This is a genomic window from Halobacillus sp. (genome assembly GCF_049282395.1).
Classification (GTDB): Bacteria; Bacillota; Bacilli; order Bacillales; family Halobacillaceae; genus Halobacillus.
This window is the reverse complement of record NZ_JBAPTY010000029.1, coordinates 1-14,349: the sequence shown is the minus strand read 5'-3', so window position 1 is coordinate 14,349 and position 14,349 is coordinate 1. Positions and strand designations below refer to the sequence as shown.

General features: G+C 40.4%; 13 protein-coding genes and 1 pseudogene. 10 read left to right on the top strand and 4 right to left on the bottom strand.

Annotation, left to right across the window (positions count from 1 at the left end; all coding sequences use genetic code 11):
• Positions 1-99 precede the first annotated feature (99 nt).
• The 10 genes from WAM07_RS01365 (at position 100) to motS (ending at position 11,139) form a co-directional block, all read left to right on the top strand.
• Positions 100-2,694 carry a DNA translocase FtsK gene (locus WAM07_RS01365; protein WP_422164132.1) on the top strand — a complete coding sequence of 865 codons (2,595 nt, stop codon included), beginning with the start codon at positions 100-102 and terminating at the stop codon, positions 2,692-2,694.
• 108 nt (positions 2,695-2,802) lie between these two features.
• Positions 2,803-3,924: a nicotinate phosphoribosyltransferase gene (locus tag WAM07_RS01360; protein ID WP_422164131.1), complete on the top strand. Its 1,122-nt coding sequence runs from the start codon at positions 2,803-2,805 to the stop codon at positions 3,922-3,924.
• Between the two features lie 209 nt (positions 3,925-4,133).
• Positions 4,134-5,426, top strand: coding sequence for a UDP-N-acetylmuramate--L-alanine ligase (murC, locus tag WAM07_RS01355; protein ID WP_422164129.1), 1,293 nt, complete (start codon positions 4,134-4,136; stop codon positions 5,424-5,426).
• A gap of 210 nt (positions 5,427-5,636) precedes the next feature.
• Positions 5,637-6,053: a DUF948 domain-containing protein gene (locus tag WAM07_RS01350; protein WP_422164127.1), complete on the top strand. Its 417-nt coding sequence runs from the start codon at positions 5,637-5,639 to the stop codon at positions 6,051-6,053.
• A 14-nt stretch (positions 6,054-6,067) separates the two neighbouring features.
• A complete protein-coding gene (locus tag WAM07_RS01345) occupies positions 6,068-6,499 on the top strand; it encodes a YtxH domain-containing protein (protein WP_422164126.1) in 432 nt (143 codons plus the stop codon).
• 62 nt (positions 6,500-6,561) lie between these two features.
• Positions 6,562-6,885, top strand: coding sequence for a bacillithiol system redox-active protein YtxJ (gene ytxJ, locus WAM07_RS01340; RefSeq protein WP_422164124.1), 324 nt, complete (start codon positions 6,562-6,564; stop codon positions 6,883-6,885).
• Between the two features lie 216 nt (positions 6,886-7,101).
• Positions 7,102-8,160 (top strand): bifunctional 3-deoxy-7-phosphoheptulonate synthase/chorismate mutase, encoded by a 1,059-nt coding sequence (locus WAM07_RS01335; RefSeq protein ID WP_422164122.1) that lies wholly within the window; start codon positions 7,102-7,104, stop codon positions 8,158-8,160.
• Positions 8,161-8,480: 320 nt separating this feature from the next.
• On the top strand, positions 8,481-9,482 hold the full coding sequence (gene ccpA / locus WAM07_RS01330) for a catabolite control protein A (RefSeq protein ID WP_422164120.1): 1,002 nt from the start codon (positions 8,481-8,483) through the stop codon (positions 9,480-9,482).
• 51 nt (positions 9,483-9,533) lie between these two features.
• Positions 9,534-10,358, top strand: a complete 825-nt coding sequence (gene motP / locus WAM07_RS01325; protein WP_422164118.1) for a flagellar motor protein MotP — start codon at positions 9,534-9,536, stop codon at positions 10,356-10,358.
• A complete protein-coding gene (gene motS, locus WAM07_RS01320) occupies positions 10,348-11,139 on the top strand; it encodes a flagellar motor protein MotS (RefSeq protein WP_422164116.1) in 792 nt (263 codons plus the stop codon). The genes motP and motS overlap by 11 nt, the downstream gene beginning before the upstream one ends.
• A gap of 41 nt (positions 11,140-11,180) precedes the next feature.
• Here motS and WAM07_RS01315 read toward each other — a convergent pair whose 3' ends face one another.
• The 4 genes and pseudogenes from WAM07_RS01315 to WAM07_RS01300 all read right to left on the bottom strand — a co-directional run.
• Positions 11,181-12,353, bottom strand: coding sequence for an acetoin utilization protein AcuC (locus tag WAM07_RS01315; RefSeq protein WP_422164114.1), 1,173 nt, complete (start codon positions 12,351-12,353; stop codon positions 11,181-11,183).
• Complete coding sequence (locus WAM07_RS01310) at positions 12,350-12,997, bottom strand: acetoin utilization AcuB family protein (protein WP_422164112.1); 648 nt, start codon at positions 12,995-12,997, stop codon at positions 12,350-12,352. Before WAM07_RS01310 ends, WAM07_RS01315 begins: the two co-directional genes overlap by 4 nt.
• A 5-nt stretch (positions 12,998-13,002) precedes the next feature.
• Positions 13,003-13,650 (bottom strand): GNAT family N-acetyltransferase, encoded by a 648-nt coding sequence (locus tag WAM07_RS01305; RefSeq protein ID WP_422164110.1) that lies wholly within the window; start codon positions 13,648-13,650, stop codon positions 13,003-13,005.
• A 256-nt stretch (positions 13,651-13,906) separates the two neighbouring features.
• A pseudogene (locus tag WAM07_RS01300) lies at positions 13,907-14,349 on the bottom strand (penicillin-binding protein); the annotation flags it as partial.

Below are 14,349 nucleotides of genomic sequence, written 5' to 3'. Positions count from 1 at the left end.
TTAATTTTTAAAGCGATTGTAAACCAAACATTAAACAAAAACTGTTAAAATAAAAGGGACCACAAGAGATTTACATATAGGAAAAGAGAGTGAGAAAATATGTGGAATGATATAAAAAATAAATTTAAACAATGGTTTGATGATGAAGAAGAGACCACAAAAGAGATAAAGGAACAACCTAAAAGGCAGGAGCGGCAAGAAATGAATGCAAAAACAAAAATGACCTATCGGTATCCTAAGCAAGGTGAGTTTCGGTTCCCTGTCATTCCGGACCAGTCTTCAAATTCTCAAGAAAAAGCAGAGTCTCCTAGAAGACCGGAGAGAGCCAGAAGGAGCCAGAGCTTAAACCGGACAGAGAATCAAGGACAGCATAAAGAAGTTGAATCCACTGAGAAACAGACGAAAAAGCAGCAGGATCAAAGTGAGAAGCAAAAACTTCCGGAAACTTCCACGGTTCCTTTTACACCTACAGATGTTCCTTCGCCTATTTATGGATATCATAATCGCCAACTGACTGCAGGCATAGAAAAAATTGAAAACACGGTAGAAACCAAGTTTCCCGGTGATTCTTTTACAAATGATGAAGAAGCCTGGCAGGATCTGAGAAGAAGACTCAGAAGTAAAGTCACGGAGACTAAAAGCATTCAGAAAAAGCCAGAAAATACAATTGAGTCATCAGTGGAAAAGGAAGAAGAAGTTTCACAGGAAGAGGGTAGTAATTCGGCATCAAGGGAAAGTGGCCAGTCTTCTTTCCTGCAGACTCTGCCAGCAGCAGAAGGGAATACAACAGAGTCCAAAAAAAAAGAATTCGAACCTGAAGAAGCAGCTGCAACTATTGAATTAGAGGAGTTGGAAGCAGAAACCGAAATCAATTCTGAAGATACTCCAACAGATGAGTATTCATCTGGTTTTCAATTAATAGACGCTGAAGAAGCAGCCGAGAATAATGAAGCTCCCCAAATGCAAGAGCAAACAGAAAGAAAGTCTGAAGAAGAACCCGAAGAAGAACCCGAAGAAGAACCCGAAGTTTCACAGGATAGTGCGGTGAATCATGAGAGGGCACTAAGGTCTGAACCGAATGAAAAGTCAAATGAAGGAGAGAAGAAAAAAAGTCTTCCATTCAACGTCATCATGACACCAAGAGATAAGCGAACCCGAGATCAAAAGAAACAGGGCAGTATGGAATCAGGAGAGAATCATAGCGCGAGTGTTAGTGTCCAATCTCCCACTATAGAAGGTGAAACGGAAAATAATCAGGAGAATACTCCGGATTCTCCTCGTAAGGAATATAACACACCTTTACATTTGCTGGAAGATACGAAGAAGCCTACAGGTGAAGATGAGGATTGGACTGCACAGCAAATGGAACTGCTTGAAACCACCCTTAGACATTTTCACGTGCGTGCGAAGGTAGTAAACGCTATGAAAGGCCCTACGGTAACTAGGTTCGAAGTACAGCCTGAACCAGGAGTTAAGGTTAGCAAAATAACTAATTTAGCGGATGATATCAAACTAAGCATGGCAGCACGCGACATTCGAATTGAAGCACCTATTCCCGGAAAGCAGGCCGTAGGTATAGAGGTCCCGAATCCTAAAGCTCAAATGGTTGGCCTTCAGCAGATATTTGAATCAGAGGCTTTTCATAAAGACCCTTCCCCATTGTCTGTAGGACTGGGACTTGATATCGGTGGTTCTCCAATTGTTACAAATTTAAATAAGATGCCTCATGGATTAATCGCAGGTGCGACAGGTTCCGGGAAAAGTGTATGTATTAACACCATTCTCATTAGTCTCCTGTATAAAGCCCATCATGAGGACGTGAAATTTCTACTGATTGATCCAAAAATGGTAGAACTGGCTCCTTATAATGACCTGCCGCATTTGGTTTCTCCTGTTATCACAGATGTAAAAGCTGCGACATCTGCTCTGAAATGGGCAGTAAAAGAGATGGAAGAACGGTATGAGAAATTTGTTCAAGAGGGAGTTCGGGATGTTGAGCGGTATAATGACAAAATGGTGAAGCAGAATCGTAGAGGGGAGAAGCTTCCATATTTAGTCATTGTTATCGATGAACTTGCTGATTTGATGATGGTCTCTCCTCAGGATGTAGAAGATGCTATCTGCCGAATTGCTCAGAAAGCAAGAGCATGCGGCATTCATCTGCTATTAGCTACACAGCGGCCTTCAGTAGATGTAATTACAGGACTCATTAAAGCAAACATTCCGACGCGAATTGCCTTTAGTGTCTCTTCCCAGGTGGACTCCCGAACGATTATTGATTCAGGCGGGGCAGAAAAGCTGTTAGGAAAAGGTGATATGCTGTTTGTAGAAAATGGTTCAGGTCAGCCATTAAGAATTCAGGGAGCTTTCTTATCGGATGATGAAATCGAACGGATCACCAATTATGTGAAAAAAATAGCTCCTCCTCAATATTTGTTTCATCAAGAAGAGTTAATGAAACAAATTTCAAACGAAGAAGAAACAGATGCTCTCTTTAGTGAAGCGGTTCAATTTGTAATGGAACAGAATGGAGCGAGTGCTTCACTGATTCAGCGCCGATTTAAGGTAGGATACAACCGTGCTGCTCGTTTAATTGACCAGATGGAAGAGTACGGAATTATTTCGGAGCAAAAAGGAAGTAAACCGAGAGATGTGCTTTTAACTCACCAGCAAGTTGAAGAAATGCTTAGTTAATCTGCAGATATCAACGAAATACTTGTGGAAAAGTTTTTAGTTCTATATGATAATACTTGAATATAACGATACAGTTTTTACTGACCCCAATGTTTAAGGAGTATAGTTATGAAGGAAATAGCACGTAAGTTGAATGGCGAAATCAGTCGTTTAACGAATAAAACATTTAAATTTGATAAGCGAGTTTCAGAGGGATGGTTTTCTGCCGTTTACTTCTTAAAGACAAGAGATATTGTAGCCGACCAGCTTCCTGAACACAAAGTAACCATGCAGTTCTTTCAAAAGGATACTGCTGTTCTATGCGGTACGGATGAAGCGATTGCTCTTATTCATACGTTTGCTGAAAATCCCGAGGAACTGGAGATTCATTCTTTAAAAGATGGAGATAAAATTAGTCCCTATGAAACAGTATTAACAATTACAGGGCCTTATCAGCTGTTTGGGTTTCTGGAAGGGATTATAGATGGGATCCTTGCCAGACGTACTTCTGTGGCCACCAATGTTTATAACGTCGTAAAGGCAGCCCGTTCTTCAGGTCGTCAAAAACCAATTATTTTCATGGGGGATAGGGACGATCACTTTACTCAACAATCCGGAGACGGATATGCAGCATTTATAGGTGGTTCCACTGCCCAGGCTACTCATGCTATGAATGAATGGTGGGGGAAAGAAGGAATGGGAACGATGCCCCATGCTTTAATTCAGATGTTCAAAGGGGATGTAGTCGCTGCTACTAAAGCCTATCAGAAACAATTTCCAAATGATCAGCTTATGGCTCTTGTTGATTATAATAATGATGTGATTACCGACTCTTTAAAAGTTGCTCGAGAGTTTGGTGACGAATTGAAAGGTGTACGGGTAGATACTTCCCAGAATCTGGTGGATAAGTATTTCCTTAGAAACCAGCATTTAATGGGTACATTTGACCCGAGAGGGGTAAATCCTGAACTCATTTTTGCATTGCGGAGGTCACTGGATAAAGAAGGATATCGTCACGTGAAAATAGTCGTCAGCGGTGGTTTTACCAAAGAAAGAATACGAGCTTTTGAAGAGAAAAAAGTACCCGTAGATATGTATGGAGTAGGCGGAAGTCTTCTGAAGATCGGTATTGGATTCACGGGGGACAATGTCCTTATTAATGGAGAACCTGAAGCCAAAGAAGGACGCAGATATAAAGTAAATCCAAGACTTGAATATGTTGAGTTTCATAAAGAGGATGAAGGTGAATAAAGGCACATAAGTATGTGTCTTTTTTTTACACATGGAGAAACCTGGGGATAAGAGCCTCTTTTTCTAATCTTGTTTCCATGATAAGATAAGTAAGGTTATTAGAGACTTGCAAGTCAGGGTCTAAGTTAACGCATGAATAAATCGCACTTTAGTGGCTGTTACATACACTATACTTAAAGTGATCCACATTATTTTGGAGGTTCTTGTTTATGACAACTTACCATTTTGTTGGTATCAAAGGGACAGGAATGAGTTCGCTTGCACAAATTCTGCATGATTCTGGAGAAAAAATCCAAGGGTCAGACGTAGAAAAGCACTTTTTTACTCAAGAGGTTCTGGAAGAAAAAAATATTGAAATACTGCCTTTCTCAAGTAAGAATATACATGCTGGACTTACAATTATTGCGGGAAATGCTTTTAATGAAGAGCATGAAGAAATAAGAGAAGCTAAGAAACTCGGGTTACCTTTTTACTGGTATCATGAATTTTTAGGTGAGTGGCTTCAGCAGTACACTAGTATTGCTGTAACAGGTGCTCATGGAAAAACATCAACGACTGGTCTGCTCGCGCATGTTTTATCTGAAAACTACCCTACCTCTTATTTAATAGGAGACGGTACAGGCAGAGGTCATGAAAACAGTCAGTACTTTGCATTTGAAGCGTGTGAGTATCGCAGGCATTTTCTTGCTTACCACCCAGATTATGCGATCATGACGAACATTGATTTTGATCATCCGGACTATTTTAAGAGCGTTGATGACGTTTTTGAAGCCTTTCAACAAATGGCAAAACAAGTGAATAAGGGTATTATCGCCTGTGGAGATGATGATCACCTTCAGCATATTCAGGCAAATGTTCCGGTTCTCTACTATGGTTTTGCAGATACGAATGATTTTCAGGCTCAGAACATCAGAGAGAGCAGTGAAGGAACCACATTTGATGTGTTTGTGAGGAACAATTTTTATGACACATTTTCGATTCCTCAATTCGGCAATCACACCGTTTTAAACGCGTTGAGTGTAATTGCTATTTGTCACTATGAGGAAATGCCGGCAGACGAAATAAAAAAGATGTCCACTTTCAAAGGAGTCAAGCGCCGTTTTACTGAAAAAGAATGGGGAAATCAAATATTGGTGGACGACTATGCCCATCACCCGATTGAAATTACAGCTACGATTGATACGGCCAGAAAGAAATATGGTGAACGTCCTGTAGTCGCTATCTTCCAGCCGCATACCTTTACTAGAACCAAAACTTTCTTGCATGAATTTGCTGAAAGTTTAAAGCTTGCAGATTATATATATCTGTGTGATATTTTTGGTTCAGCAAGAGAGGATCAAGGAAAGTTAACGATAGAAAATTTACAGGAGTTAATTCCTGATTCCCATGTGTTGACGCTTGAGGACACTGCCCAGCTGCAGAACTTTAATGATGGAGTCTTATTATTTATGGGCGCTGGAGATATTCAAAAGTTTCAAAATGCCTATGAAAATATTAAGTAGTAAAAAGACGTGCGGCTTCTCTGAATAGAACTGCACGTTTCTTTTTACTCATTTTCTTGAAGTAATAAATAAAATACTCTTTTGAAAGAGGGAACTTCCACTTATTTATCGAATATAACTATTTAATGTGGATATCACGTTTTAATTTCTCTGAACTTGGGGAATAATTAAGAACGTGACAATTACATAGTCGAAGGAGTTGCAGGGGGCATGATAATCATTCTCTACATTGCTGCATTAATTGCAGCAGTGGCTTTTGCTGTTCTAGTCATTTTTCTGGCGAGAACACTAACAGCTGTACGTCGAACCATGAACAACGTTGCGGATACACTTGAAGGTGTAGAGAAGCAAATGGAGGGAATTACCCTAGAGACGACAGCCCTCTTGAACAAGACCAATAAATTAGCTGAAGATGTCGGGGAAAAATCTGAAAAACTAAATACATTAGTTGACGGAGTTAAAGGCATCGGAGATACTGTTCAAGAGTTTAATCAATCCATAAGATCCATTTCAATGGGATTGACCCAGTCCGCCAAGGACCATACAGAGAGTGCTGCTCAAGCTATGAAATGGGGACAAGTGGCAATCAACTTATGGAAAAAAGCTAAAAAAGAAGAAAAATACTAAGGAGGAGATTTTTAATGAGTTACAATCAGCAAAATCATAATGACAATGGGGCAGGAAGAGATTTTGTACTAGGTTCACTAATCGGAGGTATTGTAGGCGCAGTAGTCGCTTTGCTATTTGCTCCAAAATCAGGACGTGAATTGCGTGACAACATTAACGAAAGCTCTACAGGCTTAAGAGAGAGAGCCGGAGAATGGAAAGATGTAGCTTATGAAAAAGGCGGAGCATGGAAGGAACGTGCTGTAGAAACATCTTCTCAATTCTCTAAAAATGTTTCTGAAAAATCCCAGGATTTAAGTGGAAAAGTGAAGGATAAAGTGAAAAATATTCGCAGTAATGAAGATGATGAAGCAGAAAAAGCAGCTCAAGAAGTAGCTGAAGCTATTGAAGAAGCAGCTCAAGAGCTTGAAAAGCAGCAAGATTCTACAACATCTTCAAATGTATAATACAATTTAAATGGTGGAGGCCTTTGTGCCTCCGCCATTTTTAGCTGAGAGGGGAATAAATCATGAGTATACAATTGCTAAAGACGAAAGAAGAATTTACAAAAGTACTGAATAATGAACCCATGTTCTTTCTTTTAAAGCATAGTTTAACTTGTCCAATTTCAGCAACAGCTGAGAGTGAATATGAACAGTTTAGTCAGCATTCGGAAGTTCCCTGTTATGAACTTTTTGTACAGGACTCCAGAGATCTTTCTAACCAGGTTGCGAGTGACTATGATGTGCGGCATCAGTCTCCACAAGCTATTTTATTTAAAGACCAGCAGGTAGCGTGGCATGACAGCCATGGTGCCGTGACGAAACAGCGTTTAAAAAAAGCAGTAGAATAATAATAAGCGCGCAGGGAAATCCTGCGCGTTTTGTTATTAGTGAATGACTTGAAATTTGATAACAAGATACCAAATTGATTTTTTCTTTTATTTCTTACAAAAGAATTCCTTCTCTAAGGGTGACAATAAATGAAATATTAGCTATAATTGTCCCTAATTATCAATAGGATGAATTATCTTAATTTTACTACTAATTATTACTAGGGGGACGCACACATGAGTAACCAACAACTCGACCAATTACGCAGTCAATTAGACGAGGTAAATTTAGAGCTTCTGAATTTAATCAATAAACGCGGTGATTTAGTAAAGGAAATTGGCCAGATTAAAGAGCAGCAAGGAACCAATCGGTTTGATCCTGTACGGGAAAGAACGATGCTTGATCATATCTCAAGTCATAATGACGGGCCTTTCGAGGACTCCACAGTTGTTCATTTATTTAAAGAGATTTTCAAAGCCGGACTAGAGTTACAAGAGGATGACCATAGAAAAGCTCTTCTCGTTTCCAGAAAGAAGAAGCCTGAAGATACAATCGTGGAAATCAACGGAGAAAAAGTCGGCGATGGAAATCCGCACTTCATTATGGGCCCTTGTGCGGTAGAAAGTTACGAACAGGTTTCCACCGTAGCGCAAGCTGTTAAGGGTGAAGGATTAAAGCTGCTGCGCGGAGGTGCATTTAAACCGAGAACCTCCCCTTATGATTTCCAGGGGCTGGGGATTGAAGGATTGAAAATGCTAAAGCAGGCAGGCGATGAAAATGGCTTAGCTGTGGTAAGTGAAATCGTAAATCCAGCCGATCTTGAAGAAGCACTGGATTACCTTGATGTTATTCAAATCGGAGCCCGCAATATGCAGAACTTTGAACTCCTGAAAGCAGCTGGTTCAGTAAATAAACCTGTCTTATTAAAACGCGGAATGTCGGCCACTATCTCTGAATTCATTAATGCGGCTGAGTACATTATCTCCCGCGGGAACAAAAATATCATCTTGTGCGAGCGTGGTATCCGCACCTATGAAAAAGCCACAAGAAACACTTTGGATATCTCCTCTGTACCAATTTTGAAACAAGAAACTCACTTACCAGTGATGGTAGATGTAACTCACTCCACTGGCCGACGTGATCTCCTGCTTCCAGCAGCTAAAGCGGCTATGGCAATTGGTGCTGACGGAGTAATGGCTGAAGTACACCCTGATCCAGCGGTTGCTCTTTCTGATTCAGCCCAGCAAATGGATATTCCAACGTTCCAATCATTTATGAGAGAGTTAACAAAATAATACTTTGGGATAAGCTAGACTGCTATTCAGTCTAGCTTATTTTTTTGAATATGCTCATTTAGTCACAGAGGGACAGAGAGACTGACTAATCGGCTTTTACTTGATATTCAGTCCTACATATATATTTGTGTGTAAAGGGGCTTAGAAGGGATTAATTTAACTGTGGAAGAATCTGTTTTGTTCTGAATAAGGAATCCGTTATAATAAAATGGGTAATCTTATATAAGAAGAAAGAGGCAGACATTGCGCGAGGACACTATCTATCGTATGATTATTTTATTATAAATTTGCAGCAATGGACTAACTAAGGAGGATGTATGATGAATGTAACAATATATGATGTAGCAAGAGAGGCCAACGTATCGATGGCTACCGTCTCACGAGTAGTGAATGGGAACCCGAACGTAAAGCCTGCGACAAGAAAAAAAGTACACGATGCCATTGAGCGGTTAGGGTATCGTCCAAATGCAGTGGCAAGAGGTTTAGCAAGTAAGAAAACCACAACAGTCGGTGTGATCATTCCCGACATATCAAGTATATTCTTTGCTGAGCTTGCCCGTGGCATTGAAGATATTGCCACTATGTATAATTACAACATTATCTTAAGTAATTCTGATCAGAATAAGGATAAAGAGCTGCACCTGATTAATGCTATGCTAGGTAAGCAGGTAGATGGATTAGTGTTCATGGGTGGAAAAATCACAGAAGACCATATCCAGGAGTTTAAGACTTCTTCTGTACCTATTGCTTTGGCAGCCACAGTAGATGAGTCAGGGGAGACTCCTGCTGTAAATATCAATTATCAGCAAGCGGCTTATGAAGCCACAGAGTTATTACTATCCCACGGAAACCAGGAAGTAGCTTTCGTGTCGGGACCTGAAGATACTATTATTAATGTGCAGAAACTAGAAGGTTATAAAAATGCAATGAGGGCTAATGGTTACGAGTCCCCTGAAGATTATATTGTGTCTGGTGACTATTCATACGATTCAGGTATTGAGGCTTTAGAACAGCTGCTTGAATTCGATACGAAGCCTACGGCTGTTTTTGTCTCTTCAGACGAAATGGCCCTTGGGGTCATCCATGGGGCACAGGACCGTGGCATTCGAGTTCCGGAGGATCTGGAAGTATTCGGATTCGATAACACACGCCTTGCAACGATGGTACGTCCAACACTATCAACTGTAGTGCAGCCGATGTACGATATAGGAGCCGTAGCTATGCGCCTGCTAACTAAATTCATGAATAAAGAAGAAGTCGAAGAGCAGAATGTGATTTTACCTCACCGAATTATTGAAAGAAACTCAACTCAGCAGAAATAGTACCGATATAGTAGATAGACTGTATTTGTACGAAACTGAGGAGAGAGCATTATGACTAAAAAAGACTTGTTGACCCCTATTGGTATTACGATTGGGTTCATCATGGTTATTTTCGGCATTGCATCTAACGCCGGGTTTGGAGGCATGACTTCATTTATACAGGCTTCCTCCATCGTTATTGTGCTAGGTGGTCTAGTAGCTGCTTTATTAGTTAATTTCAACGTAAGTGAAGTCAAATTAACCTTTCGCGTAACGAAAGAAGCTTTTAAACAGACGGATATGAATTTAAGGCAGCTGATCAATTTATTTGTTGGATTATCAGAACGAGCCCGGCGTGAGGGTTTACTTGCTCTTGAAGCACAGCTTGATGAGGTTGAAGATCCTTTTATAAAAAAAGGGATTCTACTGGCTGTGGATGGGATAGAACCTGAAGTAATTAACGATATTATGAATGCTGAAATTGTTGCAGTAGAAGAGCGTCATCAGCGTGGAAGAGCGATCATAGAAAAAGCTGGGGAGTATGCGCCAGCTTGGGGAATGATTGGGACGTTAATAGGTCTGGTGCTGATGCTCCAAAGTTTATCTACACCCGAAACGCTTGGACCCAAAATGGCGGTAGCTTTATTAACTACTTTCTACGGAACGCTTTTAGCCAACCTCGTATTCATCCCGATGGCAGGTAAACTTGAGAATAAAACAGAACAGGAAATATTCATGAAACAAGTAATTATTGAAGGGGTCATAGGTGTTCAGTCAGGTCAGAATCCCAAGATTCTTGAAGAAAAACTCAGTGCGTTTCTATCTGAAGAGGATAAAGCCATCGTCGAAGAAGACGAAACGGATGAATCTTTAGGAGAAGCGGCCAATGAAGCTTAGGAGAAGAAAGAAACCTGATAATAAAGGGGCTCCAAAATGGATGACCACTTATGCAGATATGATTACCTTAATTCTCGTTTTTTTTATTTTGTTGTTTTCAATGTCGCAGATTAATTTAGTTAAGTTTGATGCACTCTCAGAATCTTTTCGTAATCGCATGATCTTTGATTTCTACCCTTCTCCTGTCGAAAGTCAGTTTCCTACGGTGCAAACAAAAGTTCAGGATAATGGGAAAAAAAATAATGAATTTCAAGAACCTACGGAAACTCCGGATCAGATAGCTGAAAAAAATGAAGCAGAAAAGGAAGAAATAAGTAAAGATTTAGAAGAACTAAAAAAAGAAGTGGATCAATATTTGGAAGAAAATGAACTTAATGATATTATTTCGGCCAGCCAAACAAAACGAGGAATTGTACTCGTTTTGGAGGAGCAGCTTATTTTCGAAACAAGTGAGGCTCAAATTTTAGACGGGGCTAAGCCCTTTTTAAAAAAAGTAGGTACTCTCCTTACGAACATTCCTAATTTTGTGAAGGTGGAGGGGCATACGGATAATCGGCAGATATCTACATATCGTTATCCTTCTAACTGGGAATTGTCAGGAGCGCGTTCGAGCAGTGTAATTCGTTATTTGTTAAAAACCACGGATGATTTGGACTCTGAGCGATTTACAGCTGTGGCTTATGGTGATACGCGGCCTGTAGCTCCAAATGATTCAAAAGAAAATTGGCGAAGAAACCGAAGAGTTGAAATTGTTATTTTAGATCCCGATTATGAACGTTAATAATCTGTAAAAGCCACTACTGCTAAGTAGTGGCTTTTTTGTTATAGTGAATTATATTTTTTTTGATTGGTAATCAACTGCAAGGATTTCTTCAGCAGTTTTTCATTCTTTTCAGTGATTTCTTGTCTTCGAGGAATAGGATTATAGGCGTCTTCTGGATCATGCCAGTTTTCCGGCAAAAGCACTGGAGACTCTTTTTCCCATTTTTTAAGCCAGTCTTTTGGCAGGGGACCCTGGAAATGGGTGCCTTCTGACATAACCTTCCAAACCTGAGCCCACGCTCTAGGTACTACACGCCAGATATCATATCCGCCGCCGCCTAATGCGATCCATTTCCCATCGCAATACTGATGAGCTAATTCATGTGCGAGGGCAGGAATTCTCTCATAGATTTTCATAGTTGAGCATAAGTGAGTGAGCGGGTCCAGGAAATGTGCGTCCGCTCCGTTTTGTGTAACTATCACATCAGGTTTAAAATAATGTACAATTTCTTTCATAGCTGTTTCGTAGACCTGAAGGAAAGATTCATCTTCTGTGAATGCGTCTATAGGTAAATTGAAAGAATAGCCATATCCTTCTTTGAGTCCTCTTTCATTAACATTTCCGGTTCCTGGAAATAAGTAGCGTCCCGTTTCATGTATAGAGAAAGTACATACATTGGGGTCATCATAAAAGGCCCATTGCACACCGTCGCCATGATGTGCGTCCGTATCAACGTATAGAACTTTACAATCGTATTTTTTGCGCAGATATTTTATTCCAACTGCCCCGTCATTATAAATACAAAAACCAGATGCTTTTCTTTCAAATCCGTGATGAAGACCGCCACCTAAATTCAAAGCATGCTTAACCTGGTTTTCCATAACGGCTTCTATAGCAGATAATGTACTTCCTACTAATAAAGAGGATGCTTCGTGCATTCCTTTAAACATAGGTGTGTCCTCTGTTCCAATTCCGAATTCCATGCCGTCTTCTTCCGACAACAAGCCTTCTCCGGCCTGTTTGACAGCTTGAATATAAGTTCGACTGTGAGCAAGAGAAAGTTCTTCTTCTGTAGCGTGTCTTGGTGTAATAATGTGTTCCTGTCTTAAAGCTGAAGAAGCTTCTAATAACTCTTTCGTAAGTATAACTCTCATTTGGTTGAAGGGGTGATCGTCCCTAAATCGGTAACTCGTAAAATCATCGGTGAATACAAAACCTGAATGACAGTTCATAGAGTCAACCCTGGGCTCTTTGGCCATAAGACTTCGTAACCTTCTGTCTTAAGGTCTTCAATCGTGGGTAACGGGTTCATTGTCTGGATACGTACCACAATTACTTTATATTTAGGGTCGGGTTTGTAAGGGTAAATTAAGACAGAACTGATATTTACCTTTCTTTGGCCAAACACTTGCATAACCTGAGGCAGTATTCCAGGTTTATTGATCACTTTAACTTCAATCTGAGAGCTTTGCACGTGGGTACCTGTTAATTGAATAAGCGTATAGAGCATATCTTTTTCCGTGATAATCCCTACTAATATATCGTCTCTTGTTACAGGTACACAAGCGATTTCCTGTTCATAAAAAATCGAAGCCACCTCTTCTACGAAATCTAATGGGTGGACTGTCGTTACTGGGTAAGTCATAATTGTCCGAATGGGATTTTTAAGTTCATCCGGAGATGCGTCTTCCTCAAATATTGATGGACTGGCATCCCTGACATCCCGATCGGATACGATACCGATGACTTCATTATTCTCATCCACAATAGGTAAATGCCGGATATGGTTTTCGTGCAGTAATTTGAGAGCGGTTTCAATAGTTTCCTCAGGTGAGAGTGTAATGACCTCGATTTTCATAATTTCTTCCACTAGCATAACGGTTACCTCCTTGATTGACGATATTGATGTCGAGTAAGAAAACGGAGAATATCAAATTGTTCCACTGATTCTTCAGGAACATTCTTTCCAATTCGCACCATCAAACAGTTAGCAGGGTGGGAAATAATCTCTGGATCATCAGTTGGGGAAGGAGTGAGCCCACCCGCAGCCATCATTTTTTCCATAACACGGCGATAATCCCAAATATTCAAACCTGTACCTTTCAGATCCCAATGCCAATAATATTCAGTTGAGATTGTAATGTAATTCTCCATGAATTCGTCCATCATCGAGATTTTTAAGAGACGGGACCCTATCCGATAGCCTCGGAATTGAGGGATAACCTCAATGGCTCCAAGTTCGATTAAATCCTCCATCTGTCCTTCTGACCAGCGTTCTAATGGATCAGGATGGAGAAAAGTTACATATCCAACTATATTTTCGTTATGGCGTGCGATGATAATTCTTCCTTCTTCAAAGTCAGCTATGCTTTTAACAGCTTCAAATTGTTTTTCATAGGGGCGAAAGGCAATTAAGTCTTTATCAAATGTGAATTGACTTAACTCCTGAGAAGATAGAGGACCTTCAATTACAACAGGTCCGTACTCAGAATCGAACGTTTCATTATAATAGGTTTTTTCATGCTTCATTCAGTCACCACCTGACGGAGAATAGTAGAAAAATATGGCTATTTTTTATTATACATGATATCTGTAAATTTTAAATTGTTAGAAAAGAAAATTCATTGAATAGTAAAAAGAAGAGTTCTTAAGACAATGAAGTGGGGGGTGGCTTGCTTATAAAGGGGCTTACCAAAACGTTTATTCTCCAAATTAAAACCACCGGCCTTTAAAGACCGGTGGTTTAAGATCATATTTGGATTATTACTTTAAGTCCTCTCCATATCTAAGGACTAGTAGTGTTTTCTTCACTATTTTCAGTCTCAGTACTCTCCGATTCTTCCTCTGAACTTTGGTTTGAAGAAGAATCAGAGCTTTCCGCGGAATTATTGGTTGTGCTATTCTCACCGTCTGAACTAGACGGTTCACGATCAGTTGAGTTATCTTCAGTGCCGGAAGCCTGACTGTCGGTAGAATCAACTTCGTCTTCTGAAGCTTCATCTGAGCCAGAACTATCGCCTGAGCCAGAGCTATCGCCTGAGCCAGAACTATCACCTGAACCAGAGCTATCGCCTGAGCCAGAACTATCGCCTGAGCCAGAGCTATCGCCTGAACCAGAGCTATCGCCTGAGCCAGAACTATCGCCTGAACCAGAGCTATCGCCTGAGCCAGAACTATCGCCTGAGCCAGAACTATCGCCTGAACCAGAGCTATCGCCTGAGCCAGAAC